General features: G+C 72.1%; 21 protein-coding genes. 8 read left to right on the top strand and 13 right to left on the bottom strand.

Translation table 11 applies throughout. The features are described from left to right. Positions 1-196: 196 nt before the first annotated feature. The 13 genes from LZ495_RS00430 to LZ495_RS00370 all read right to left on the bottom strand — a co-directional run bounded on the left by LZ495_RS00430 (position 197) and on the right by LZ495_RS00370 (position 14,041). A complete protein-coding gene (locus tag LZ495_RS00430) occupies positions 197-1,156 on the bottom strand; it encodes a DUF1152 domain-containing protein (protein WP_235049724.1) in 960 nt (319 codons plus the stop codon). A gap of 320 nt (positions 1,157-1,476) precedes the next feature. Next, positions 1,477-2,475: an esterase/lipase family protein gene (locus LZ495_RS00425; RefSeq protein WP_235049723.1), complete on the bottom strand. Its 999-nt coding sequence runs from the start codon at positions 2,473-2,475 to the stop codon at positions 1,477-1,479. Between the two features lie 60 nt (positions 2,476-2,535). Then, on the bottom strand, positions 2,536-3,465 hold the full coding sequence (locus LZ495_RS00420) for an STM4011 family radical SAM protein (RefSeq protein WP_235050444.1): 930 nt from the start codon (positions 3,463-3,465) through the stop codon (positions 2,536-2,538). A 122-nt stretch (positions 3,466-3,587) separates the two neighbouring features. After that, positions 3,588-4,949, bottom strand: a complete 1,362-nt coding sequence (locus tag LZ495_RS00415; RefSeq protein ID WP_235049722.1) for an STM4012 family radical SAM protein — start codon at positions 4,947-4,949, stop codon at positions 3,588-3,590. 120 nt (positions 4,950-5,069) lie between these two features. Then, the gene (locus tag LZ495_RS00410) at positions 5,070-6,203 is read right to left on the bottom strand and encodes a hypothetical protein (protein WP_235049721.1); all 1,134 of its coding nucleotides are present in this window, start codon (positions 6,201-6,203) and stop codon (positions 5,070-5,072) included. After that, positions 6,200-6,745, bottom strand: coding sequence for a SigE family RNA polymerase sigma factor (locus LZ495_RS00405; RefSeq protein WP_235049720.1), 546 nt, complete (start codon positions 6,743-6,745; stop codon positions 6,200-6,202). Before LZ495_RS00405 ends, LZ495_RS00410 begins: the two co-directional genes overlap by 4 nt. Before the next feature lie 113 nt (positions 6,746-6,858). Continuing rightward, entirely contained in the window at positions 6,859-7,668 is an 810-nt protein-coding gene (locus LZ495_RS00400) for an STM4013/SEN3800 family hydrolase (RefSeq protein ID WP_235050443.1), read from the bottom strand. A gap of 59 nt (positions 7,669-7,727) precedes the next feature. Further along, complete coding sequence (locus LZ495_RS00395; RefSeq protein ID WP_235049719.1) at positions 7,728-8,897, bottom strand: STM4014 family protein; 1,170 nt, start codon at positions 8,895-8,897, stop codon at positions 7,728-7,730. A 153-nt stretch (positions 8,898-9,050) separates the two neighbouring features. Beyond that, positions 9,051-9,953 carry a leucine-rich repeat domain-containing protein gene (locus LZ495_RS00390; protein WP_235049718.1) on the bottom strand — a complete coding sequence of 301 codons (903 nt, stop codon included), beginning with the start codon at positions 9,951-9,953 and terminating at the stop codon, positions 9,051-9,053. A 2-nt stretch (positions 9,954-9,955) separates the two neighbouring features. Beyond that, entirely contained in the window at positions 9,956-10,939 is a 984-nt protein-coding gene (locus tag LZ495_RS00385; RefSeq protein ID WP_235049717.1) for an STM4015 family protein, read from the bottom strand. Continuing rightward, on the bottom strand, positions 10,936-12,018 hold the full coding sequence (locus LZ495_RS00380) for an STM4015 family protein (RefSeq protein WP_235049716.1): 1,083 nt from the start codon (positions 12,016-12,018) through the stop codon (positions 10,936-10,938). The genes LZ495_RS00385 and LZ495_RS00380 overlap by 4 nt, the downstream gene beginning before the upstream one ends. Continuing rightward, positions 12,015-13,055, bottom strand: coding sequence for an STM4015 family protein (locus LZ495_RS00375; RefSeq protein ID WP_235049715.1), 1,041 nt, complete (start codon positions 13,053-13,055; stop codon positions 12,015-12,017). The genes LZ495_RS00380 and LZ495_RS00375 overlap by 4 nt, the downstream gene beginning before the upstream one ends. Next, positions 13,052-14,041 carry an STM4015 family protein gene (locus LZ495_RS00370; RefSeq protein ID WP_235049714.1) on the bottom strand — a complete coding sequence of 330 codons (990 nt, stop codon included), beginning with the start codon at positions 14,039-14,041 and terminating at the stop codon, positions 13,052-13,054. The genes LZ495_RS00375 and LZ495_RS00370 overlap by 4 nt, the downstream gene beginning before the upstream one ends. Before the next feature lie 309 nt (positions 14,042-14,350). Between LZ495_RS00370 and LZ495_RS00365 the strand changes: the two genes are divergently transcribed. The 8 genes from LZ495_RS00365 (at position 14,351) to LZ495_RS00330 (ending at position 24,197) form a co-directional block, all read left to right on the top strand. Beyond that, a complete protein-coding gene (locus LZ495_RS00365; protein ID WP_235049713.1) occupies positions 14,351-15,199 on the top strand; it encodes an NUDIX hydrolase in 849 nt (282 codons plus the stop codon). Further along, entirely contained in the window at positions 15,196-16,341 is a 1,146-nt protein-coding gene (locus tag LZ495_RS00360) for an RIO2 family protein (protein WP_235049712.1), read from the top strand. The genes LZ495_RS00365 and LZ495_RS00360 overlap by 4 nt, the downstream gene beginning before the upstream one ends. A 96-nt stretch (positions 16,342-16,437) precedes the next feature. Next, the gene (locus LZ495_RS00355; RefSeq protein ID WP_235049711.1) at positions 16,438-17,448 is read left to right on the top strand and encodes a hypothetical protein; all 1,011 of its coding nucleotides are present in this window, start codon (positions 16,438-16,440) and stop codon (positions 17,446-17,448) included. Then, positions 17,445-19,316, top strand: a complete 1,872-nt coding sequence (locus tag LZ495_RS00350; protein WP_235049710.1) for an adenylosuccinate synthetase — start codon at positions 17,445-17,447, stop codon at positions 19,314-19,316. The genes LZ495_RS00355 and LZ495_RS00350 overlap by 4 nt, the downstream gene beginning before the upstream one ends. A 405-nt stretch (positions 19,317-19,721) precedes the next feature. Next, positions 19,722-20,483: an electron transfer flavoprotein subunit beta/FixA family protein gene (locus tag LZ495_RS00345; RefSeq protein ID WP_235049709.1), complete on the top strand. Its 762-nt coding sequence runs from the start codon at positions 19,722-19,724 to the stop codon at positions 20,481-20,483. A gap of 60 nt (positions 20,484-20,543) precedes the next feature. Further along, positions 20,544-21,503 carry an electron transfer flavoprotein subunit alpha/FixB family protein gene (locus tag LZ495_RS00340; protein ID WP_235049708.1) on the top strand — a complete coding sequence of 320 codons (960 nt, stop codon included), beginning with the start codon at positions 20,544-20,546 and terminating at the stop codon, positions 21,501-21,503. 391 nt (positions 21,504-21,894) lie between these two features. Then, on the top strand, positions 21,895-23,055 hold the full coding sequence (locus tag LZ495_RS44595) for a barstar family protein (protein ID WP_235049707.1): 1,161 nt from the start codon (positions 21,895-21,897) through the stop codon (positions 23,053-23,055). Next, a complete protein-coding gene (locus tag LZ495_RS00330; RefSeq protein ID WP_235049706.1) occupies positions 23,052-24,197 on the top strand; it encodes a barstar family protein in 1,146 nt (381 codons plus the stop codon). The genes LZ495_RS44595 and LZ495_RS00330 overlap by 4 nt, the downstream gene beginning before the upstream one ends. Positions 24,198-24,209: the final 12 nt, after the last annotated feature.

Below are 24,209 nucleotides of genomic sequence, written 5' to 3'. Positions count from 1 at the left end.
GCGCAAACGCACTTGGTGAATCTCCGATTTCCGCAGGTTGCCGGGCTGAGATCAGCGATTCTGCGGCACATGGGGGGCCTTGCCACAAGGCCCCCCATGCGGTATAAGTTGAGCATGGCGAGGAACTCACTTGAGTCCTCGCCTTTGTCGTTGCCGCAGTTCACGAGCCCCTGGCGGGTCCGGGCGCGGCCTCGTGTCAGTGCGGGTACGCCTGCCGCGGGCGGATCGGATCGACCTCGTCGCGGAACGCCTCGATCTCGCGGACCACGTCCCACATCGTGTACGTCCCGCCCAGGCGGTCCAGATACAGATTGCGCCGGGCCAGCGCCTCCAACTCGACCGCGAAGTACATCGCCATCAGCGGATTGACGAACAATTCACTGTCCGCCGTGCGCTTGCCGAGCGGCACATTCCCGAATTCGCCGCTTACCGCCGCGGCGACCGATCCGTGCACGATACTCGGGCGCGACGGGGTCTCCGCATTCGCCTGCGCGACCGCCTCGACGTACAGCCGCCCCTCGCGTGAGTCGCGCGGGATGGAGACCGCGCCCAGGTAGCCGCCGTCGCGGTCCAGGGCGGCGAGGTTCTCCAGGACGTGCGCGTGGCAGACCCCGTGGTACGCGTCGATCCCGAACCCCAGCGAGGCCACCAGCTTCGTGCCGACCTCGACGGCGTCGACCGCGGCCAGGCTCGTCATGTCCTCGCCGGGGGTGCCCAGGCCCGCCTCGTCGCCGCGCATCAGGATGTCGGTGCCGCCGTCCACGAGCACGATCGCATCCAGATCGAGCAGCGTGACGAGCGTCCGGTACGCCGCCGCCAGAGGCCGCACCCCGGTCATCTGGAACGCGAACACTGTTGCGGGCAGGCCTTGTTGCTCAAGCCAGCGGGACAACGACCGCTCCGGGAAATACCCGCTCTCGCCACCGGTGTCCGGCACTACCGCCGCGACGCCCGGCCGCAGCATGTCGCGCTTCGGCAGCCGGTCGACGCCGACGAAGGACAAGTTCGCCAAGTGCACTTGCTTGCCCGCGTCCCACAGCGCGAGGGCAAGCGGCAGGCCGGCATAGACGTCGAATCCGCCGCCTGCACCGGCGATCAGGATGCGGTCGCAGGACTTCAGGCGGGTGAACAGCGGAGGTTCCGCGAGGGAGAACATGCGGCGGACCGTACCAAGGGGAAGGCCCGGAAAATCGAGGGACTTTGGCCTATCCACGCTGGTCAGGTCGATAGAAGACTCGACGAAGATGCCCGGGGTGGGCTGCGGGAAGCAGGCTGCGGGCTGTGCCCGTGGGCTGTGGGCAAGCGGTCTCATGCGGGTACGCGCGCCGCGGACGGGCGCCGCCGGCCTGGTCGACCCCGTCGTGGAAGGCCTCGATCTCGTACGCCACGTCCCAGATCGTCCGGGTCCGGTGCAGGCGCGGCAGATAGAGGTTCCGCCGTGCCGGCGCGCCGAGTTGGGTTTTCGGCCTCGTGTTCCTACAGGAGCAGGCCGCCCACGACCGGGAGGGTGAGCAGGTTGCAGTGCGGCGGGACGGCTTGGGCCGGGTCGAGGGCGTTGAGCGTGAGGCGGACGACCACCGGGTCGTACGAGGCGTCGAGGTGGTCGGACAAGTCCGTGGGGCACACGTCCTGCAGGACGATGTTGTGCACCGTCGCGCCCGGGCCCGCGGTCAGGAACGAGTTCGTGAACGGGACCAGCACCTCGTCGGCGCGGCTGGCGATGACCGTGTACTCGACCCCAGGCTCGGTGTCGCCGCCCGCATCCAGTCGCTTGTTGAACGCGGAGCCCACGGACTGCTGTTCGGCCCACGGACCGTCCAGCCCCGGGAGCAGCACAGGGTCCACAAGCGGGCCGAGGATCCCCACCAGCGGGGCGCCCAGGTTCCCGACCGCGGTGCCGTGGTTGCTCGGGGTGATCCCGACGAGCCGGCCCACCTTGTTGCGGGTCGGATCGGCCGCGTCGGCGCCGCCCGCGAAGCGCAGGTACTGGCGGGGCATGACGCCGCCGCCCTGGGAATGCCCGACCAGGTCGACCTGCCGGGCGCCGGTCGCCGCCAGCACCCGGTCGACGTACGCGGCGATCTCCTGTGCGGAGACCGCGATGTCGCCGGTCCCCTTGAACGGCTCACCGGGCAGCGCACCGTAGTTCGGGGCGAAGACGCAGTAGCCGGCGTTCTTCAGGGCCGGCGCGAGCCGGTTCCAGTTGGCGAACGCGTTCTCGAGCGTGCCGTGCAGCAGGACCACCGGCCGCGGGTGGGCCGCAGTGGGCCGGCAGTTCCAGTCGTCGGCGCCGGGCGGAGCGGCATCCGGGGTCGCCAGCGATGCCAGCAGAGCCATGGGGAAATTGCCGATGCCGTGCACGGGTGCGGCCTGCGAGCCGGCCGCGGTCCCAGTGGCGGGGAGCACGGCGAGCAGCGCGGCGGCGCACAGGACGGCGGTGCGGCGGGCATGCCGAAGGACCGAGGATCGACGCATGATTCCCCTCAGGATGAACGGTACGGAAAGACACAAACACGCCTGACCGGCAGAAGCTCGTCAGGCCCGCGTGCTTTCACCCGTTCGGCGGGCCGCGGTGTCGGTCACCGTGTCGGCCACCGTGTTGGCCGCGGGCGGCCAGAGGGCCGGGATGCGTTCGAGGATGCCGCCCGCGAAGACGTCGTACAGCGGCAGCTCCGGCATGTGGACGTAGCCGATGTGGCAGTCGCAGACCGGCTTGGGGCACGGACGGGGGCCCAGCGCGGTACGGAACGAGCCGTCGTAGAGGTTGCCCAGGACCTCGGGGACGAAGTGGCAGCGGCGTACCGTGCCTTCGCCGTCCACGCTCACCACGGACTCGCCGGTCCGGCAGGCGTGGCCCGCGGACGGGTGGGCGTGCCGGCTGAAGGCGAAGTGCGGGTCGAGGGCCGCCCAGTCGGCGGCCTCGGCGTCGGTGTACGTGTGACCTTCGGCGGCGTTGACCCACAGGTAGACCTCCGCGGGGAGGTCATCGCGCAGGCGGCGCGCGGCCGCCAGATGCTCCGGGAGACCGACCACGCCGACACTGAAACGCACGCCGCGGGAACGCAGTTCGCCGCAGCGGGCGACGAAGCGCTCGTACGGGACCTGGTCCGGGTGGTACGTCCCCCACAGTGCGAGCGTGTCCAGATTGGCGGCCTCGGTCCAGGAGGGGCGGGTGCCCAGGTTGGTCTGGATCGCGATGCGGTCGACGTGCCGGAGGTGCGACAACTCGGCGAGAGTACGCCGGTACCACGAACGGGTCAGTCCCTCGCCCCACGGCGTGAAGAGCACCGAGATGCGCTCGGGAGCGTCCGCCACCCACCCGGCGAACCGCTCCAGCGCGGCCCGGTCGACGCGCAACTGGGCGGGGGTGTCGCGGCGCTTGGCGAACGGGCAGTAGCCGCAGTCGTAGTCGCACGAGGCGAGCGGGCCTCGGTAGAGGATCGTGAGGTGGTCGGGGGAGGTGATGGTCGTGGGCGCGGGAGCCGCGTCGGAGGCGGCCAGGAGCGGCAACTGGGTGCGTCGACCGGGTGTGGGCTGCGGTGTCGACGGAGCCGGAGTGGCGGTCGGCGCCGGTCCCTCAGGAGCCGTCACCTGAGCCGGTACCCGTCCATCAGCTGCGCCGTCTGCTCCGAGAACAGCGCCGGCCCGATGGCGTCCGACCAGGCCAGGCCCTCGTCGGTGAGCACGATCCGGTCGGGGGACACCGCAACGAGATCCGCATCGGCCAGGCGGCCCAATTCGGCGGCGAAGTCGGCAGCCGGGTCTGTGCCGAACTGGGCGCGGTAGAAGGCCGGATCGAGCCCCTCGGCCTGCAGCAGAGAGACCATCAGCGTCCGGCGCTGCGCCTCGGCGCGGTCCATTCGGACACCGACCCGGGCACTGGAGAAGGCGTCCTGGTCGAGTGCCACGTACTCGTCGATGATGGCCCGCACCTCGCCGATGCCGACCGCGTAGTCGAACGAGTAGTGCAGGTCGGAGGTGTACGAGCGGGCCCCGCAGCCCAGCCCGACCATGCCGTCGCGCTGGCAGCAGTACCCGGTGTCGGCATCGCGCGGCGCGTCGGCCCGGCGGAACATGCGCATGGACACCTGCTCATAGCCCGCCGCGCGCAGGTGGTCGCGACCCGCCCGGTACAGCGCGAGGCGGTCCGCGTCCCAGTCGGCCCGCGAGACCGCGCGCCGGCCCAGGCCGGTCAGCGGCCGGACGTAGAGCGGGTAGAGGTAGATCTCCTCGGCCTGCCAGCCGAGCGCGGCGTCGATCGAGGCGAGCCAACTGGCCTCGGTCTGCCCGTCGATGCCGTAGATGAGGTCGATGTTGAGGGACGGGATCGCAGCGTCCCGGATCGCGGCGAGGGCGGTCTCCACCTCGGCGCGCCGCTGCGGACGCCCCGCGGCCCGGGCCTCGGCGTCGTCGAAGGACTGGACCCCGATGCTGACGCGCGTCGTGCCGTACGCGGACAGGACGGCCAGCCGGTCGGGGGTCGCGGTGGCGGGGGAGGTCTCGACCGAGAGCGGGAGGCCCGGGAGCCGCGCGCCCATGACGTCGGTCGCGATCGCGAAGAGGCGTTCCAGCTCGGCGGGTTCGAGGTATGTCGGAGTGCCGCCGCCGATCGCGGCGTTCACGAAGGACGCGCCGGGTATCGCCTCGCGTACGGCCCGGGCCTGGCGCGCGAGCGCGTCGAGGTAGCGGTCGACAAGCTCGGCGGGGGCACCGGTCCGCGTGAAGAGGTTGCAGAAACCGCAGCGCATCTCGCAGAACGGGATGTGGAAGTACAGGAACAGCGCAGAGAGATCCTCGCCCGCCCACACGTCGCGCAGCGCGGGGGCGGGGGAGAGCGGCCGGTACGCGGTCTTGTGCGGGTACGAGTAGACGTAACCGCTGTACGGGGACTCGAGGAAATCGGGAGAAACGGACGCCGGACGGGGATCGGCGTGAGCGGTCGACCCCATGTGCGGAGACCTCCGGCGTGGACGGCGAATCGGACGGCTCCGACCTTATGCGCACCGGCCGACACCCCGGCCTCCGGGTAGCGGAGGCGCACGGGGTGCCGGCCGGGTGGGCGGCGGCGCTCAGCCGAGGGGCTTCACCCAGGTGGTCGGGTCGGTGCAGTCCTTGATCTCGGACTCGCGCACGATCCGCTCGAGCTCGGCGCGGGGGACTTTGGTCCGGTCGCTGACACCGAAATGGACCCGGCATGTCGAGGTCTCGACGACGATCCCCGCGCGGAGGTCGTCCATGCCGTTGCGGTTCTTGGACCAGTCGACGTACCAGCCCTGCCCCTGTTCCAGCTCCAGTGGTTCGGCATCGGCGAGCGGGCCGAAGCCGCCTGGGCGGTTTCGGTCGGCGACTGTCACGGAGAACCCCTTGGTCATCGGCATGAGGAAAGGAGCAGGATTCGATGTCGGCAGGGCGTCCGAGAACTCGAGCAGGATGCTTCCGTCCTGCACCTGGACCGCCTGTGGCAGGAAGCCGGTCGGCAGGCCGCCCAACTTGACCGGCCCGCGGAAGTCGGTCTGCTGGAACCGCAACATCTCCGCGACGATGATCGACGCCCGCTTGATTCCTCCGGCGGCGTATTGCGGGCCGCTCGGAGTGACGACGACCCACCTGCCCGAGGGTTCCTGCCAGGCGAGCTGACGCAGGGGCGGCGCGGGCCGACCGGAAGGCGATGGGTCGGCCCACTGCCCCGGGAGTTCGGCGAAGTAGCCGCGGGTTCCCTGCACGGTGACTTCTTCACCGGAGAGGTACCGCGCCGGGTCGAAGGTGCCCGGCGCGTAGATGACGACGTCGGCCCAGATCTGGTCGGGAGCACCGGCCTTTGGCTGAATGGTCAGCGATTGCCGGTCGCCGATGAGCCGCTCGATCCGGACGAAATGATCGGATCCCGGCTTCAGGTCCGCATAGGACGTGAACGGTGCCGCAGTGGGCTTAGGAGGCGCGGAAGCAGTCGACGTCCCACCCGTCGGCGTCGTCACGTTCACATCCCCCGACCGTTCCTCGCCCGGCCCCAGCAGCATCCCCGTCGCCAATCCCGTCGTCAGTACCAACGTGAACGCCCCCGCCACGGCCAGATTCCTTCGGCGGTGCCTGATCTTCCGGTCGGCTGACTGCTTGGCCGCTTCGAGGATTCCCCGGCCTTCGGGCGCGTCTTCGGCATGTGCGGCCAGTGCGCTGCGCAGGTCTTCGGTGTCGTACGTGGTCATCGACCGTCTCCGTCTCGTACCGCGAGTACCGGCGCTGATCCCGCAAGGGGATCGTCCGGCTCTTGGGACAGCTCGACCCGGAGCGTGGCCAGCGCCCGGGCCGCATAGCCGCGGACGGTCGAGGGCCGGCAGCCGAGAGCGTCCGCTATCTCGGCGTCGGAGAGGTCCTCGTAGTAGCGCAGGACGATGACGGCGCGCTGCCGCCGCGGCAGGGCGCCCAGGCGCTGCCACAGGTCGGCGCGTTCGCCGACGGCGTGCGCCGGATCGTCGGCGGTCGGTGCGGCCGGCCCGTCGAGCGCCTCGTACGTCAGCGCGACGGTGGCCACCGCCTTCCGGCGGCGCAGCGACAGGAACTCGTTGGTGAGCATGGTCCGGACGTACGCGTCCGGCCGGTCCATGCCCTCGATCCGCCGCCACTTGACCAGGGCCCGGGCCAACACCTCTTGCGTCATGTCGCGGGAGAGTTCCCGGTCGCCGCAGAGCATGTAGGCGTAGCGCAGCAGCGCGGGCAGCCGCGCCGCCGCGAACTCCTCGAAACCCATCCGTGCCGTCTCCCCCGCTAGGTGCCTCTGCGGAGAACAAACGCGGTGCGGGCGCGATGTGCTGTGCTTGGACGGCCGCTATTTTCCCCGGCCGAGTTTCTGCCGGCGAAAGATCACCATTCGCCCGGGTTCAGCGTGAACTCCGCGTACGGGACCGTCCACACGACCTCGTGGCCGATGCGGTGCCCCGTGTAGCCGCCCTCGCCGTACGCCGTCCCGTGGTCGGACGTCACGATGGTGAAGCACGGGCGCCGGCTGCTCATCGCCCGGAACAGGCGGCCGATGTGCCGGTCGACGTACTCCAGCGCGGCGGCGTGCGTCGCGCGGGTGTCGCCGTCCGCGGCCGTCGCGCCGGGCGTGTGGAACCAGTTCGGCTGGTGCAGCGCGGACACGTTCACCAGCAGGAACAGCCGCTGGTCGGTGTCCAGCGCGCCGACCACCCGCTCCGCGCGGGCGACCTGCGCCTCGAAGGAGATCGGCGAGGTGACGCCCAGCTCCGGGTCCCAGTGGCTCTCCGCGAACAGCCCGGGCAGCACCGAGCCCAGCGCGCCCTGCTTGTTGAAGAAGCCCACGCCGCCGATACACGCGGTGTGGTACCCGGCCCGGGCCAGCCCGGCCGGCAGGTCCGGCTCCTCGAACACCCAGGTGTGCGGCGCGGTCGACTCGCTGCCGCCGAAGCGGGCGGCGAACAGCCGCGGGTGCGGCCCCTGGCCCAGCGGCGTGGGCAGGAAGCCGGCCAGGAATGCGGTGTGCGCGGCGTACGTGAAGCTGCCCGGCGTGTGCCGGGCCTCCCAGCGGCCGTCGGGCAGTACGCGCGCCAGGTTGGGCAGGCGTCCGGCGGCGGCCAGTTCGACCGCGACGTCGTAGCGCAGTGTGTCCAGCGTGATCATGAGCAGGTCGTGGTGGCCCACGACGGCGTTCATGTCGCGCACGCCGGCGGGTTCCTCGCCGTTGTCCCCGTGGTTCGGCGGGAGGGGTCTGGTCATGTCGGGCACGGCAGTGGGTCCTCGTCTGGTGCAGCTGATGCAGCCTGTCCCGCCGGACGTACCGGTCCGTGCGGGCGCCATCCTTCCACCAGGGCGCGCACCTGTTCCCCCCACGTGTCACGCCCCCGGTGTGCCACGCCCGGAAGCAGGTCGCCGAACGCGTTGACCTCGCCGACGGCGTGGCGGCGCCGGTCCACCGCGAAGAGCAGATCGACACCGACGTGCAGCGTACGGGGAAAACACCCGGCCGCGCGGACACACGTCGTCATTGCCTGGTCCCAGACCGTGTCGCCCACGGCCGCCCGTACCGCGTCCGCGTCCGCACGCGCGTTGCCCAGATGCAGGTTGGTCATCGGCGACCGGCTGCCGCGGGCCACGACGTGCGTCGCCCGCCCGGCCACGACCAGCACGCGGAGGTCGACGGCGAGGCCGCCGAGGGTCAGCTTGGGCAGCCACGCCTCGACGTGCACGCCGCCCGGACCGCCGTCCGCGCACAGAGCGTCGACCAGGGCCGCGACGTCGGCCGCGTCCCGGTACTTGCGGATCCGCAGCGAGTTGAACAGCTGCACGCCCTCCGCGGTACGCACAAGTTCCGCCGACGTGGTGGCCTGCACCCGCGGCCCGGCCGTCTCCAGCGCGACCACCCCGGACGCCGAGGAGCCGTGCGCGGGCTTGACGAACACCCGCGGGCAGCGAGCCTCGTGCATCAGCTCGCGCAGCTCCGCGTACGAGCCGACCGGGACCCCGGAACCGTCCGGGCCCAGCCCGCGCGGCACCTCGACCCCGGCCGCGCGCAGCCGCGCGTGGGCGCGCGGCTTGTCGAACAGCACCGCGACGTCGTCCGGGTCGTGGGTGAGCCACGCCCCGCCCGGCACCGCCGCGGCCGCGTCCCGGACCCGGCCGAGGCCGGCCAGCAGCGCGGCATGGCGTACTGCGCCGCCCTCGACCCGGTGCGGGTCCGCGGGCCCGCCGAGCAGCGCGTGCACGGCCGGGTCCTCGCCGGGCGAGTCGATGCGCACCGGTCCGGGGGCGAAGTCGAGGGCAGCACCGCGCAGCACGTCCGCCCAGGGCACCACGCGCGGCTCGGGCAGGCCCGCGGCGAGCGCGGCGGCGGCGAATCCGGCGATGCGGCGGTGCCCCGGATTCCCGACCACCGTGATCTTCATCCGCTCACCCTGGCATGCCGGTCCGACGGGCGGGCAGCGAGCCCGCCGACCCAGGAACCGGGCATGCCGATCCAGGAATCGGGCCCGCCGGTGAAAGAACCAGGCCGGCCGGCGCAGGGACCGGGCTGGCCGGCGCCCGAAGCGGGCCGCACGTCACTCGCTCACCTCGATGTAGCGGCCGCCCGAGTGCGACTCCTTCTGCCGGTCGGCGAAGTTGCACACGTCCGTCGCGGCCGTGAGCCGCTCGACGAGCTCCTCGCTCACGAAGTGGTGGTTCGCCCGCAGCTTGAGGTGGGTGAGCGGCTGCCCGAGCAGCAGCGCCTCCGCGCCCTCGTCGCCCAGCGTGCCCATCGACAGGTCGAGGCTGCGCAACTGCGCGACCAGCGGTGCCGTGGACAGCTGCGCGGCCACGGTGTCCGCGGCCGCGCAGTTGAGCAGACCCAGGTGGCGCAGCGCCGGAACGCTCGTCCCGTCGAAGAGCGCCTCGGTCGAGGCCGGCAGGTAGGCGGCCCCGATCCACAGGTCCAGGACCTCCAGGGCCGGGTACGACCCCGCCCCCAACGCCTCGATGAGGGTCGCGCGCAGGTCGCAGGCCTCGACGGTGAACGAGCGCAGGTGCTCGTGCCGGGTCGGCGCGAACGTCACCCCCGAGCCCCGGACGACCAGTTCCTCCAGGCGCGGGTAGGCGGTGAGCAGCGCGCCGATGTCGTCGTGCTCGATCCAGGCCAGCTCGCACTCCTCGTAGATGAGGTCCCCGAGGAACAGCGCGCGCAGCCCGGTGAGCCGATCGGCGGCCTCGACCAGGGCCGCCACGACATCGCCCGACTCGACCCCCTCGCTCACCCCCCAGTCGCCGACGACGAGCGCCTCGATGCCCGCCGGATCGACGTGGCCGAGGAGCCGGGCGAACATCTCGGCCCACGAGAAGTCGCCCTCGTACGGGGCCTCCACGCGCCACGCGTGCGGCCCTTCCGGCACCGGCCAGAGCTCGGAGGGGAGGGGCACCGGGACGACGGGCCGGTCGGCGAACTCCTCCAGATGGTCGACGAAGGACATGGCTACTCCGACACCTCCACGAAACGGCCCTGGAGCCCCGGTCGCCAAAAGGCGTCGGACAGGTCGACGTGTACCCCGGCCGGCTCCAGGGTCTCCCGCAGGCGGTACTGCAAAGGCTTGCCGACGAAGTGGTGGCGCAGAGTGAGCCGCGCGAGATGCGTGAGCGGCTGCCCGGCGAGCAGCGCCTCCGCGCCTTCGTCGCCCAACGTGCCCATCGACAGGTCCAGTTCGCGCAGCTGCGCGACGACGGGGGCGGACGCGACGGCGGAGGCGATCTCGTCCTGGGCCGGGCTGTCCATGAGCCCCAGGCGGCTCAGCTTCGGCAGCGCGGTGCCGGCCAGGATCGGGGCCAGGTCGGCGATCCGCGCCGTGCCGCCGTACGCCGCCAGGCCGAACCAGATCTCCAGTTCGCGCAGTTCCGGGAACGAGCCGGCCGCGACCGCCCGGACGACCTCGCTCGGCATGCCGCCGCTCTGCAGCCGCAGCGAACGCAGGTTCGGGTGTGTGCGGGCGGGGAAGACCAGCCCCTCTGCGCCACGTACGGTCAGCTCTTCCAGGCCCGGGTACGCCTCGATCAGGTCGCCGAGGTCGCCCTGCTGGATGTACGCGATGTCGGATTCCTCGCGCACGATGTCGCCGAGGAACAGCGCCCGCAGGTTGGTCAGCCGGTCCCGCGCGCCGTGCACCAGGCCGATCGGGCCGCGCGGGCCGGTGGCCTCCTGCTCGGAGACGTAGCCCCAGCAGCCCATGATCAGCGCGGTGATGTCGCCGGCGCCGACCGTGTCGAGCAGGGTCGCGAACAGGTCGGCGTACGCCTTCTCCGTCCCGTCGATTCCGGTGTAGTCCCAGAAGTCCTCGAGGCGCAGCCGCCAGGCCACCGCCGAGGGGTCGGCCACCTGCGGGATGGAGACGGTGCCGTCGGCGGTGACCGCGGCCTCCACCACGGGCAGCCCCGCGAACTCTGTCGCGTGGTCCTCGACGGTCATTCCGCCACCGCCACGTACCGGCCGTCGCCGCCCCAGTCCCGGCGGACTTCCGGATCGGACAGGACGACGTCGACCCCGGCCGGCTGCAAGGCCGCCTTGATGCGGTCGGCCATCGGCTCGCTCAGGAAGTGGTGGTCGACCTTCAGCGTCTTGAGGTGCCCGAGCGGCTGCCCGGCCAGCAACGCCTCGGCGCCCTCGTCCGAGAGCGTGCCCATGGACAGGTCGAGGGACTCCAGACGGGCGGTGACCGCCGCGCCCGCCACCGCGGCGGCGATCTCGTCCTGCTGCTCGCTGTTCAGCAGGCCCAGGTGCCGCAGGGACGGCAGGCGGGTGCCGGCCAGGATCTCGGTGAGGTCGTCGACGGTGGTGTCGCCGCCGTACTCGTCGACGCCCATCATGATGTCGAGGCGTTCGAGCGCGGGCAGGTCGCTGCGCCCGACGGCCCGGACGATGTGCGCGGGCAGGCCGCCGCTCTCGAAGGCCAGACTGCGCAGGTGCTCGTGCCGGAACGGGACCAGGGCTCGGGCGGTGTCCCCGTCTTCGTCCTCCCCGCCTTCGCCTTCGCCTTCGTTGGGCTCGGGTTCCGTTCCGCCGCGGGCGCTCAACTCCTCCAGGAGCGGGAAGGCCGCCAGCAGCGGAGTGAGGGCGCCCATGTCGATCCAGGAGATCTCGGACTCCTCGCTGACGATGTCGCCGAGGAACAGGTGGCGCAGCGCGGGGAAGCGGTCCGCGTCGGCGGCCAGGCGCGCGTGCAGCGGGTTGGGGTCGGACATGTCCTCGGTCCAGGCGCCGATGACCAGCGCGGTGACCTTGGTAGTGTCCACGGATTCGAGGAAGTAGTCGTACAGCTCCTCGAGTTCCGGGTCGTCCTCCCAGTGGCGGTAGCGGAGCCGCCAGGCGACGGCTTCGGCCGGGTATTCGCCGGGGGCGATGCCGTACTGGTTCTCCTTGCCTTCCTCCGCGTAGCCATCGTGGGCCGGCTCGCCGGGCACGGCCGAGGTCTCGGTGGAGCCGGGCGGGCGCAGGTCGGCGACCGGGAGTCCGCCGAAGTGCGTCAGGTGGTCGTGTATGCGGCTCATTCGGCTACCTCCACGTAGCGGGCGTTGTCGGCCCAGGCATGGCCGATTTCCGGGACGGACATGTCCAGTTCGGTGCCGGAACCCTTGAGAGCCGCCCGGAGCCGGTCGGTCATGGCCCTGCCGACGAAGTGGTGGCGGATGGTCACCTTGTGGAGGTGGCCGAGGGGCTGGCCCGCCAGCAGTGCCTCCACGCCTTCGTCGCCCAAGGTGCCCATGGACAGGTCCAGGGACGTCAGGCGCTCGGTGACCGGCGCACCCGCGACAGCGGCCGCGATGTCGTCCTGGAACTCGCTGTTGAGCAGTCCCAGGTGCCGCAGCGCGGGCAGGCGCGCGCCGCCCAGGATGTCGGCGAGGTCGTCGATGGTGGCGTCGCCGCCGTAGTTGGGCACGCCGAGCATGAGGTCGAGCTCTTCCAGCGCCGGGAGTTCGCTCAGCGCGACGGCCTGGACCACGCGACCGGACAGGCCGCCGCTCTGCAGCGCGAGCCGACGCAGATGGGCATGCCGGACCGGGGTCAGCGCTGCGACGTCGTCGCTCGTCTCGACACCGCGCCCGCCCAGGGTCTCCAGCAGCGGGAAGGCCTCCAGCAGCGGGGTGAGCGGGCCGAGCGCGGTCCAGGAGATCTCGGACTCCTCGCTGACCACGTCCCCGGCGAAGATGTGGCGCAGCGCGGGGAAGCGGTCCGCGGCGGCGGCCAGGCGGTCGATGAGCGGGTTGCCGTCCGAAGCGTCGTCGTCCCAGAGCCCGAGCACCAGTGCGGTGACCCGGGTGGTGTCCACGCTGTCGAGGAAGTAGGCGAAGAGCTCCTCGATGTCGGGGTCGCCGTCGCCCCAGTAGCGCTTGCGCAGCCGCCAGGCGACCGCGTCCGGGGCGTACTCGCCCGGGGCGATGCCGTACGCCCGTTCTCCCGCGGGACGGTAGCGCCGCTCGTCGAGCGGGCTGCCGGGCTCCAGGGAGATGTCCGCCGAGCCGGGCGGGCGCAGGTCGGCGACGGGTAGGCCGGCGAAGTGCGTCAGATGCTCGTTCTCGAAGATCACTCCGACACCTCCACGTAGCGGCCGTCCTCGTCCTCGTCGTCGTCCCAGGGCTCTTCGGCCTCGGACATGTCGACCACGACACCCGAGCTGCCGAGGGACGCCTTGAGGCGCTCGGCCATCCGCTCGCCGATGAAGTGGTGGTGGATCCACAACTTCGTGAGGTGGCCGAGCGGTTGGCCGGTGAGCAGTGCCTCGGCGCCCTGGTCGCCGAGCACGCCCATGGACAGGTCGAGGACGTCCAGGCGGGCGGTGACCGCGGCGCCCGCGATGGCCTCGGCGATCTCGTCCTGGATGATGCTGTTCATCAGGCCCAGGTGCCGCAGGGCGGGCAGGCCGGTGCCGGCCAGGATCCCGGCGAGGTCGTCGACGGTGGCGTCGCCGCCGTACTCGTCGACGCCCAGCCACAGTTCGAGGTGTTCCAGGGCCGGGTACTCGCCGAGGCCGATGCCGCGGACGACGTCGCCGGGAAGCCCGCCGCTCTCGAAGCGGAGCCGGCGCAGGCGCTCGTGGCGGACCGGGCCGAGCCGCGCGCCGCCGCCGCGCACGGCCAGTTCCTCCAGGCGCGTGAAGCGGTTGAGCAGCGGGGTGAGGTCGGCGAGCCGGATCCAGGAGATCTCCTGCTCCTCGGACACGATGTCGCCGAAGAACAGGTGGGTGAGGCGCGGGAACCGGTCGGCGGCGGCGCACAGCAGCGTGACCACGGTCTCTGCGGACGTGCCGTCGTCATGGCCCCAGGTTCCGATCGACAGCGCGGTGACCCGGGCGGTGTCGACGGTGTCGAGGAAGCGCGCGAAGTAGTCCGGGAATTGCTCGTGCTCGGTGGCGGCGTACTTGTCGAGCACGTGCAGCTTCCACGCCACTGCGCCGGCCGCGGGCAGCGCTTCGGGGTCGGCGTCCACCGACAAGTGGTCGCGGTACGTCCGCTTCCCGCGTGGTGGGAAGCCGACGATCGGCAGGCCGCCGAACTGCGGGCCGGATGAGGTCATGCGGGAGTCCTCGGGAGCGATGGGTGGCACGGCAGGGTGGCCCCGGGGCGGACACGTGGTGTCCGTGGGTCCGGGGAGGCTCCTGACTATCAGAAGCCGCCGACTGCGGTGCACGCGCGCCCCTTTGGCCACCCGTGCGCTCCCGGTGGGCGCCGGATGGGCCACCGAGGCGCTCCCGGATGAGGGAAAACCCTGTCGCCGCCGTCGGATGCGCCGTGTAAGTTGTTCTCAGCAGTAGAAATTCTCAAGTCGAGAATAACCAGGCCGACCCCTGTGCGGGGCCGGCACCGGACCTTGAGGCAGGCGCACATGACGACGGTCGGACCACCGGACAGCGAGAGCGAAAGCGCCTGGCTGGCGGCCTACGACCCGACCGCGTTCACGCCGATCGCGGTCACCGTCGACGTCGTCGCGCTGACCATCCGCAGACTCCCGGACAGCGGCGCCAAGGCGCTGCACGTCCTCACCATCCGCCGCGGCGCGATGCCGTACGAGGGCCGCCGCGCCCTCCCCGGCGGATTCGTCCGCGCGGCCGAGAACGAAGACCTCGACCAGGCCGCGGTCCGCGAACTGGCCGAGGAGACCGGACTCGCCGCGCACGGGGGCGGCGAGTCCGGCGCCCTCGCCGCGGCCCCGCTGCTCTCCCGACTGCACCTGGAGCAGCTGGGCACCTACGGAACGCCCGGCCGCGACCCGCGCATGCGCGTCGTGTCGGTCGCCTACCTGGCGTTCGCCCCCGACCTGCCCGAGGCGACGGCCGGCGGCGACGCCGCCGCCGCGCACTGGGTCCCGGTCGCCGAACTGGACCCCGGGCGCGACCCCGAAGGCCTCGCCTTCGACCACGCGCGCATCCTCGCCGACGGCCTGGAACGCGCCCGGGCCAAGCTCGAATACACCTCGCTGGCCACGGCGTTCGCCGGACCGGAGTTCACCGTCACGGAACTGCGCGAGGTCTACGAGGCGGTGTGGGGCGAGCCCCTGCACGCCGGAAACTTCCACCGCAAGGTGCTGTCCGTCCCCGGGTTCCTCGAGGACACCGACACCACCACCGCCCGCGGCGGTGCCCGCGGCGGCAGGCGCGCCCGGCTCTACCGGGCCGGCGGCGCGCGTCTGCTGCACCCGGCACTGCTGCGTCCGTCACGGGAGGAGACGTTGTGACAGGCATTCCCGGAACCACCACTCCTGCGATCCCGCGGACCCTGGAGGAGGCCCTCGACCTGGTCGGCGGAGCCACCGCTCCCGAAGACCTGTTCGGGCCTTACGACGGCACCCCGGAGGCCTGCCTGCGCTCCGGCGGGCGCATGTACCGCGCCCTCGCGAGACTGCTGCACCCCGACACCGTGCCGGACGCCCGCAAAGGCCCCGCCCAGGCGGTGTTCACCCGGCTGTCCGAACTGTGGCTGCGCTACCAGCAGACCATCACCGGAGTGACCGGCCGCCAGGTCGTCATCACCACCCGCAAACGCGCCTACTCGGTGGGCGTCGAACGCGCCCGCGGCGACATCGCTTCGCTCTACAAGGTGACCTACGCCGACCGGGACGGCACCGAGGCGCGCGCCCTGCTCAAGATGCCGCGCTCGGTCGCCGACAACGACCTGATGGAGCGCGAGGCCGCCGCGCTGGCCCGGATAGAGCGCGACGGCGACCCCGAGTACGCGGCGTACGTGCCGCGCCTCATCGAGGCGTTCCGGCACCGCGACGCGGCCACCGGGACCGAGCGCCGCGCCAACGTAGTGGAGCGCGTGCGCGGGTTCGTCTCGCTCACCGAGGTGCGCGAGGCGTACCCGGACGGGCTCGACGCCCGCGACGTCGCCTGGATGTGGCGCCGGCTCCTGGTCGCACTCGGCTATGCGCACCGCGCCGGCGTGGTGCACGGCGCCGTGGTGCCCGACCACGTCCTCATCCACCCGCAGAAGCACGGCCTGGTGCTCGTCGACTGGTGTTACGCCACGCTGCGCGAGCGCGGCGCCGACGGGGAGTTCGGCCCGGCCGCCGAGCACGTGCCGGCACTGCTCGACCGCTTCGCCGACCTGTATCCGCCCGAAGTGCCCGGCAAGGCCACGCCGGACGCCTCGACCGACATCTTCATGGCGACCCGCTGCATGACGTACCTGCTCGGCCCGGACGCCCCCAAGCCGCTCTTCCGCTTCGCCCGCGGCTGCACGCTGCCCGCGCAGGCCCGCCGGCCGCACGACGCCTGGCAGCTGCTCGGCGAACTGGACGACCTGCTCGGACGGCTCTACGGACCGCGGCGGTTCCGCCCGTTCACCATGCCGGGGCGGCGCAAGAGCACCACCTGACGGGCGCACCAGGCCCGCTCGGCGCACCTGCCCCGCTCCGCGGGCGCGGCGCCGCCTCACCGGCACACGAACCGTTCACCTTCTCGGAGGGACACCATGGGAAGCGGCAACTGGTCCACCAACGTGTACGACGCGGCCCAGAGCTACAACGCGCGCGCCGGCCGCAGCGCCTTCGACTACAGCGACCGCACGCACCGGTCCGTACCGCGCAGCGCCTGGAAGGCGCACGCCGACCTCGACCCGCGCGGCGTCGGGGCGCGGGAGAGCCGGGACAGCGACGAGCACCCGACCTCGCTCGCCATATCCGTGCTGTTCGACGTCACCGGCTCCATGCAGTCGGTGCCGGTCACCCTGCAGACCAAGCTGCCCGAACTCTTCGGCCTGCTGCTGCGCAAGGGCTACGTCGACCACCCGCAGATCCTCTTCGGCGCGATCGGCGACGCCACCTGCGACCAGGTGCCGCTGCAGGTCGGGCAGTTCGAGTCCGACAACCGCATGGACGACCAGCTCGGCAACATCCTGCTCGAAGGCGGGGGCGGCGGGCAGAAGACCGAATCGTACGAACTGGCCATGTACTTCATGGCCCGGCACACCGAGATGGACTGCCTCGACAAGCGCGGCAAGCGCGGCTACCTGTTCCTGATCGGCGACGAGATGCCGTACGGCCGGGTCAAGCGCCGCGAGGTCGAGGCGGTCGTCGGCGACACCATCGGCGAGGACATCCCGATCGAGGCGATCGTCGCCGAACTCCAGCGCAAGTTCGAGGTGTACTACATCCTCCCGGCCGGGTCGTCGTACGTCGGCGACACCGAAGTCCTCGGCCGGTGGCGCGGCCTGCTGCGCCAGAACGTCATCGAACTCGACGACCTGGACGCGGTCTGCGAGACCATCGCGCTCACCATCGGCCTCGCCGAGGACGCCATCGACCTCGACGAAGGCCTCGGCCACCTCAAGGACGTCGGCGCCGCCGACTCCCAGGTCGGGTCGGTCTCGCGCGCGCTCGCCTCGTACGCCGAGGGCCGCGCCGGCGCACTCGCGGTCAGCGGCACCCTCCCCGGCCTGGACGCCGGCGAGAGCGGGCCGGCGGCCGGCACCACCCGGCTGTGAGCACGAACCAGCCGCCGGGAGACGGGAACCACGCGGATCGCGCGGACCGGATGGACGACGCCGAGCGCGCGGGCCATACGGACGACGCGGACCGCGGGGACCACGCGACGCCGGCCCCGGACCGGGATCTGGACCCGGACCGGAGCCGGACACACCGGCCGCTGCCGCCGCCCGCGGGGCTCGGGGGCGCGGCGGCGGCCGGGGTGGGGGCCGGGGGAGGCGAGGCGGCCGGACCGGGGGGCCCGGCCGCCTCGGGGCCGGATGCCGCGGGGCTGGTTGCCGCAGGGCCGGATGCCGCGGGCGCGGCCGTACCCGGCCCGGCCTTGTCGAGCCTGGCCGTACCCGGCCTGGCCTTGCCGGGCCTGACCATGCCGGGCACCGCCCGTCCGGGCCGGGCGGTGCCGTCCGTCCCGGCCCATCCGGCTCCCCTGGAGGAAGGGCCGCCTTCGTACCGGCTGCCCTCCACCGCTGGGACTCCCTACAGCGGGGGGCGCCGCGACGCGCTGCGCCACGAGCACGTCGCGGTCGTGGACCTCGGCTACGGCGACGCCGGCAAGGGCACGATCGTCGACTACCTGTGCCGCCGCGGGCGCGCCACCGGCAACGGCATCCCGGTGAGCACCGTCGTGCGCTTCAACGGCGGTCCGCAGGCCGCGCACAACGTGGTGACCGACGACGGACGGCACCACACCTTCGCCCAGTTCGGCTCCGGCATGTTCACGCACGGCGTCGAGACGCATCTGTCGCGCTTCATGCTGGTCGACCCCCTCGCGCTCGCCGCCGAGGCCGACCACCTCACCGCACTCGGCGCGACCGGCGCGTTCGCCTGGCTCAGCATCGACCGCGAGGCGCTGCTGGTCACGCCGTACCACGCGGCCGCCAACCAGGCCCGCGAGCGCGCCCGCGGCGACGCCCGGCACGGCTCGTGCGGCATGGGCGTGGGGGAGACCGCCGCGTACGCCCTCGCCCACCCCGAGGACGCGCCGCGCGTCGGCGACTGCCAGGACCCGCCGCGGCTGCGCCGGCTGCTGACCGCACTGCACGACCGGCTCGCCGACGAACTCGGGCCGCTGCCCCTGGTCCCCGACGTCGACGACTGCGTGACCGCCTTTCGCGGCTTCGCGCAAACCGCCCGGATCGTGGACCGCACCCACACCACCAAGCTGCTGCGCCGCGGCCGCGTCGTCTTCGAAGGCGCCCAGGGCGTGCTGCTCGACGAGTGGTACGGCTTCCACCCCTACACGACGTGGTCCACGACGACCTTCGCAAACGTGGACGAACTCCTCGCCGACGCGGGCGAGAGCGCGCTGCGCCTCGGCGTCGTGCGTACCTTCACGCCACGGCACGGGCCGGGACCGCTGGTCACCGAGGAGCCCCGGCTCACCGCCGCGCTGCCGGACCGGTACAACGGCACCGGACCGTGGCAGGGGGCGTTCCGGGTCGGCCACTTCGACGCGGTCGCGTACCGGTACGCGGTCGAGGTGTGCGGCGGCGTGGACGCGCTCGCCGTCACCCATCTGGACGCGCCCTGGCAGGTTCCGCTGGGGGTGTGCCACGCGTACCGGGTGGACGGCGAGCGCATCGACCGGCTGCCGGTCGGCCCGCGCGAGGACCTGGCCGGGCGGGCCGAGCTGACCGCGCGCCTGATGCGGGCCGAGCCGGTGTACCAGGTGCAGCGCGGGGCACAGAGGTACTGGCCGGACGACGGCTGCCCGCACCGTGCGGAGGACTGGTCCACCACGGTCGAGCCGCGCGCCTGGCCGAATGTGATCGCCGACGCACTGGGCGCCCCGGTGGTCGTGCGCTCGTCGGGCCCGCGCACCGGTGACAAGGCCCAGGCTTCGGTGTTACTGTCCAGTAACAAGTAGTCGGAGGCCCGTCAGGGTGCCGGGAGGAACCCCCATCTTTCGCCCACTCGGCGGGGCGGTGGTCAGGTTCCCTTCCGGGGGCGCGTACTCTCGACTAGAAGTTGACGGACCGTCACATGATGGAAGTGCCGGAACCTTTCGCTCGCGCGTGCGCGGCCGGAAGGGGACAGTGCCGACATCACAGGATCGAAGGGGCCGGAGCCGTCATGCCTTCGCAGGAGGTCGTACATGGTCACACCTGCGCGGATGCAATGATGCCGGAGTGATCGAACACCCCGGCGGCGAGCATCGCGAGCAGCCGCGGGTGGGGCCATAGCGGCGTCTTCGGACGGGCATGACACCCTCGGACCGGCACCTGGGTGACCGGACGACCACAGGAGAACTGTTGTGAAAATCGTTGTCTGCGTGAAGTACGTGCCCGACGCCACCGCGGACCGCGGGTTCAACGAGGACGGCACCACCGACCGCGAGTCGGTCGACTCCCTCCTCTCCGAACTCGACGAGTACGCGATCGAGCAGGCGCTCCAGATCGTCGAGTCCGGCGTCGAAGCCGAGATCACCTACCTGACCGTCGGCCCGGACGACGCCCGGGAAGCCCTGCGCAAGGCCCTCGCGATGGGCGGCGACAAGGCGATCCACGTCAGCGACGACGACATCCAGGGCAGCGACGCCCTCGGCACCTCGCTGATCCTGGCCAAGGCCATCGAGAAGGCCGGCTTCGACCTCGTGGTCTGCGGCATGGCCTCCACCGACGGCGCGATGGGCGTCCTGCCCGCGATGATCGCCGAGCGCCTGGGCGTCCCGCAGGTCACCTACCTCGACGAGGTCTCGGTCGAGGGCGGCGTGGTCAAGGGCCGCCGCGAGGGCGACGTCGCGTCCGAGACGGTCGAGGCGAGCCTGCCCGCCGTCATCTCGGTCACCGACCGCACCGGCGAGGCCCGCTTCCCGTCCTTCAAGGGCATCATGGCCGCCAAGAAGAAGCCGGTCGAAGAGCTGGACCTGGACGACCTGGAGATCGACTCCGACGAGGTCGGCCTGTCCGCCTCGTGGTCGACGGTCGACGCCGCCACCGCGCGCCCGGCGCGCACCAAGGGCGAGGTCGTGACGGACGAGGGAGAGGGCGGCGTGCAGCTGGCCGCGTTCCTCGCCGCGAAGAAGTTCATCTGAGTCGGGCAGCACCGGACCTATTTCTGATCTTCCGGGCTACACCGGACAAGGAGACATTCAATGGGTGAGATCCTCGTTCTCGTCGACCACGTCGACGGAGCAGTACGCAAGCCGACCCTGGAGCTGCTGACCCTGGCCCGCCGGATCGGCGAGCCGTCCGCGGTCTTCCTGGGCAAGGGCGCCGACGCCGCCACCGAGACGCTGGGCCGCTACGGCGCCCAGAAGGTCTACGTCGTGGACGCCGCCGAGGTCGACGACTACCTCGTCGTCCCGAAGGCCGACGCCCTCGCGCAGATCGCCGAATCGGCGAGCCCCGCCGCCATCCTGGTGCCGTCGTCCGCCGACGGCCGCGAGATCGGCGCCCGCGTCGCGGTGCGCCTGGGCTCCGGCCTCATCACCGACGCGGTCGACGTGGTGGCCGGCGAGAATGGCCCGGAGACCGAGCAGTCGGTCTTCGCCGCGACCTACCAGGTCCGCGCGCACGTCACCAAGGGCACCCCGATCATCACGGTCAAGCCCAACGCCGCCACCCCGGAGGAGGCCCCGGCCACCCCCGCGGTCGAGGCCGTGTCGGTGACCTTCTCGGCCGCCGCCACCGGCACCAAGATCGTCGCCACCGCGGCGCGCGAGAAGTCGGACCGCCCCGAGCTGACCGAGGCCGACATCGTCGTCTCCGGCGGCCGCGGCGTGAACGGCGCCGAGAACTTCGTGGTCATCGAGCGCGTCGCGGACGCCCTCGGTGCGGCCGTCGGCGCCTCCCGCGCCGCGGTCGACGCCGGCTGGTACCCGCACAGCCACCAGGTCGGTCAGACCGGCACCCAGGTCTCGCCGCAGCTGTACATCGCGGCCGGCATCTCGGGCGCGATCCAGCACCGCGCGGGCATGCAGACCTCGAAGACGATCGTCGCCGTCAACAAGGACGAGGACGCGCCGATCTTCGACCTGGTCGACTACGGCGTCGTCGGCGACCTGTTCAAGGTCATGCCGCAGCTGGAAGAAGAGATCAACAAGCGCAAGTGAGCCGGGGCGGGCAGTTGTCCGCCGATCGAAGGTGAAGCCGAGCCGAGGCCGAGTCGAAGCCGAGTTGAGCCGAGGCCGAGTCGAACCGAAGCCGAGCTGAGCCGAAGCTGAGGTGAGCCGACGGCGACACCGTGGCCCTGGCCACCACCGCCGCAACGCGGAGCACCCCGAACCGACAAGGTCCGGGGTGCTCCGCGTTTCCGCGTTTCCGCGTTTCCGCGTCCCCGCGCTCCCGCGTCCCCGCGTCCCCGCGTTCCCGCGTCCCCGCGGTTTCCGCTGGGCGGGGGCGCGGTATGCCGTTCTCGATGATCTTCGGGTGGGCGTGCCGCGGTCCGGCTAGAGTGGCCGCGCATCGGACGGGGAGGCGGCCATAGAGCGACCGGGCTACGAGGTGACCGACGAAGGCGGCGAGGCCTTGTTGGCCGAATGCGCTGACGTGGAAGGCCTGTTCGCGCCCGACGATCCCGTCGCGGACTGGGTCTGGCTGGCCGGTTGCACGACGCGCGATCTCTGGGACGCGTTGCTCGCCGAGGGCCGCGAAGTGAGCATCTGGCTGGCCGCACGCGACGAGGCGGGGCAGGACATCGGCGGCGACGGCTTCGACCATGCGGTGGTCTGCGAAGTCGTACCGAGCCCCGAGCATCCCGGGTGTGTGGACGTCGGCCTCCAGTACCGCATCGACTTGTGGCAAGCGCGGCCCGAGCTCCCGTCCGCCGCAGCTGCGGTGTCCGTCGAGGTCCTCTCCGGGCTGGCGACCGATTCCGGGCCGGGGCGGGAGTGGCGCTCATCGGGCGATTGCCGCGGCGTCCAGTACCGCGTCGACGGCCCGTGGTTCCCGGTGCATCCGCTGACGCTCGTCGGCTGCACGCCGCAAGGCCGCCTGGCCGACGCCCTGGCCGCCTTCGCCGAACGGCTCGCCCGCGACGGTGCCCATGACCCCGAAGAAGCCTCCCGCGAAATGGAGTTCGGCCCGGTGATGCTCCGCGTCTTCGACGATGCGGGGCTCGGCGTCGAGGACATTCCGCTCGGCCTCGACATCGCCGAGGTCCGCCCGTCCGTACGCTTCCGCGGCCGCGTCGACCTGGTGGTCACTGCCCCCGCCGGCTTCCGTCCGCCGCCCGCGGCGCGGCCGGTGTGGGAGCTCTGGCGGAACGGACCGCCGAACGAACCAGGCCTCTGGGAACGGCTCGACACCCCGGGCCGCCGTGCCTGGCTGCACTGCGCGGTCGTGCGCGGCCGCGCGTACGGCATCGGGACTGTCGACGATCCGCCGGGCGCGGTCTACGACCTCGACGGCCGGCAGGTGACCGACGAGGCCGGCATGTACTGCGCCTTGGGAGAGGCGGTCAACGGCCCGGGCGGCTACTTCGGCCAGGACCCGCAAGGGCTGCATGAGTGCTGCTCCCGCGACTTCGGTGCGCGCTCGCCGTTCACGATCGTCTGGAACGACGCGGAGGTCGCCCGCACGCACGGCAGCAGCCCGGGCGACGCGTGGTTCACCGACACCGTGGCATTGCTCCGCGAGGAAGGTGTCGAGGTGGTGCTTCGGTGACCTCGGGTCGCGGGATCGTCCTGACCCGGGACGAGGACGACTCTCTGCTGGCCGAATGCGCCGAGATCGACGGGCTGTTCGCCCCCGACCGCGAGCCGGATCCCCGTCCGCGCGTCACGCTCCTCGGTTGCTCGGCTGCGGGCGCGATACGCCGGGCCTTGGGCTCGGACACCGCGCGGCACAGCTTGATGGCCGTCTATCCGGGGCGTTCGGGAGCCGCCGCGGATGCGGAGTGGTTCGAGGACGTCCGGCTGGTCGGTGACGTCCCGTGCGCTCGGGATCTGTCGCTGCGGGACATGACGTTCGACTACGAGGAGACCTCCGGCCGCTACCCGGCGGAGATGTGGGGAGTGACGTCGTCGTCAAGGATTCCGCAGGTCTTCGTCGACGAGGGCAAGGCGGCTGTCGCCGGATTCCGTGACGTGGCCTGGCTGCAGCCTTACCTCGAGCCGCCCGAGCGGACGATCACCCTCGTCGGCTGCGTACCGCAGGGCGCGCTTGCCACGGCGATCCGGGTGACCAGTCGGCGGCGACGGCAACTGGGCCTGGTTTATTTTGAGTTCCGGGATACGGCTGGTACCGATGCCTTCGCCTTCGGTGCCGGTGTCGAGGTACTCGGCGCACGGCCCACGCGCCTGGCAGGCGACGGGCCGCCGGAGGGGCGTCGGGGCGGGCGTCGGGACGGGCTTGTCGACGTCGACCTGCGGGTGCTTTGGGACGCCCTCCCTCGGGCCGCGGTGCGCCCGGTCTGGGACTCGTGGCTGACGGGGCCGCCGGAGACGTCCGGCACTTGGATCCCGTACGACGCCCGCGGCCGGCAGGCATGGCTGGACTTCGCCGGCCATCGGCGTCGGGAAGAGGACTGCACGGGGCCGCCGCGGGGGACGGTCGTCGAACTCGACGGGACGCACCTGACCGACACGGCGGCGTTCTTCTGTGCGTTCGGTGAGGCCGTGCGCGGGCCGGGCGGCTGTGTGACGCCGTACTTCGGGAGCCTCCACGAGTACGTACGCGAGCCGTTCACGCTGGTGTGGTCGCGCGCGGATGTCGCCAGGCAGGCTTGGGCGGCCGACGACCCGAGTGTCTTCGGCCGGCTGCTGGACGACGCGGCGCGGGCCGGGATCGACGTCGTCCTGCGGTGAAGCCTTGCAGTG

Source organism: Yinghuangia soli (assembly GCF_021502675.1).
In the GTDB taxonomy this organism is placed as follows: Bacteria; Actinomycetota; Actinomycetes; order Streptomycetales; family Streptomycetaceae; genus Yinghuangia; species Yinghuangia soli.
This window is presented reverse-complemented; position numbering and strand designations above follow the sequence as displayed.

What these genes read in the sequence shown, in the direction of transcription:
- LZ495_RS00385 (WP_235049717.1), bottom strand. Translation starts at nt 10,939, where the DNA reads ATGACCGTCGAGGACCACGCGACAGAGTTCGCGGGGCTGCCCGTGGTG.
- LZ495_RS00415 (WP_235049722.1), bottom strand. Translation starts at nt 4,949, where the DNA reads ATGGGGTCGACCGCTCACGCCGATCCCCGTCCGGCGTCCGTTTCTCCC.
- LZ495_RS00380 (WP_235049716.1), bottom strand. Translation starts at nt 12,018, where the DNA reads ATGAGCCGCATACACGACCACCTGACGCACTTCGGCGGACTCCCGGTC.
- LZ495_RS00430 (WP_235049724.1), bottom strand. Translation starts at nt 1,156, where the DNA reads ATGTTCTCCCTCGCGGAACCTCCGCTGTTCACCCGCCTGAAGTCCTGC.
- LZ495_RS00410 (WP_235049721.1), bottom strand. Translation starts at nt 6,203, where the DNA reads ATGACCACGTACGACACCGAAGACCTGCGCAGCGCACTGGCCGCACAT.
- LZ495_RS00370 (WP_235049714.1), bottom strand. Translation starts at nt 14,041, where the DNA reads ATGACCTCATCCGGCCCGCAGTTCGGCGGCCTGCCGATCGTCGGCTTC.
- LZ495_RS00340 (WP_235049708.1), top strand. Translation starts at nt 20,544, where the DNA reads ATGGGTGAGATCCTCGTTCTCGTCGACCACGTCGACGGAGCAGTACGC.
- LZ495_RS00425 (WP_235049723.1), bottom strand. Translation starts at nt 2,475, where the DNA reads ATGCGTCGATCCTCGGTCCTTCGGCATGCCCGCCGCACCGCCGTCCTG.
- LZ495_RS00400 (WP_235050443.1), bottom strand. Translation starts at nt 7,668, where the DNA reads ATGAACGCCGTCGTGGGCCACCACGACCTGCTCATGATCACGCTGGAC.
- LZ495_RS00390 (WP_235049718.1), bottom strand. Translation starts at nt 9,953, where the DNA reads ATGTCCTTCGTCGACCATCTGGAGGAGTTCGCCGACCGGCCCGTCGTC.
- LZ495_RS00365 (WP_235049713.1), top strand. Translation starts at nt 14,351, where the DNA reads ATGACGACGGTCGGACCACCGGACAGCGAGAGCGAAAGCGCCTGGCTG.
- LZ495_RS00355 (WP_235049711.1), top strand. Translation starts at nt 16,438, where the DNA reads ATGGGAAGCGGCAACTGGTCCACCAACGTGTACGACGCGGCCCAGAGC.
- LZ495_RS00395 (WP_235049719.1), bottom strand. Translation starts at nt 8,897, where the DNA reads ATGAAGATCACGGTGGTCGGGAATCCGGGGCACCGCCGCATCGCCGGA.
- LZ495_RS00405 (WP_235049720.1), bottom strand. Translation starts at nt 6,745, where the DNA reads ATGGGTTTCGAGGAGTTCGCGGCGGCGCGGCTGCCCGCGCTGCTGCGC.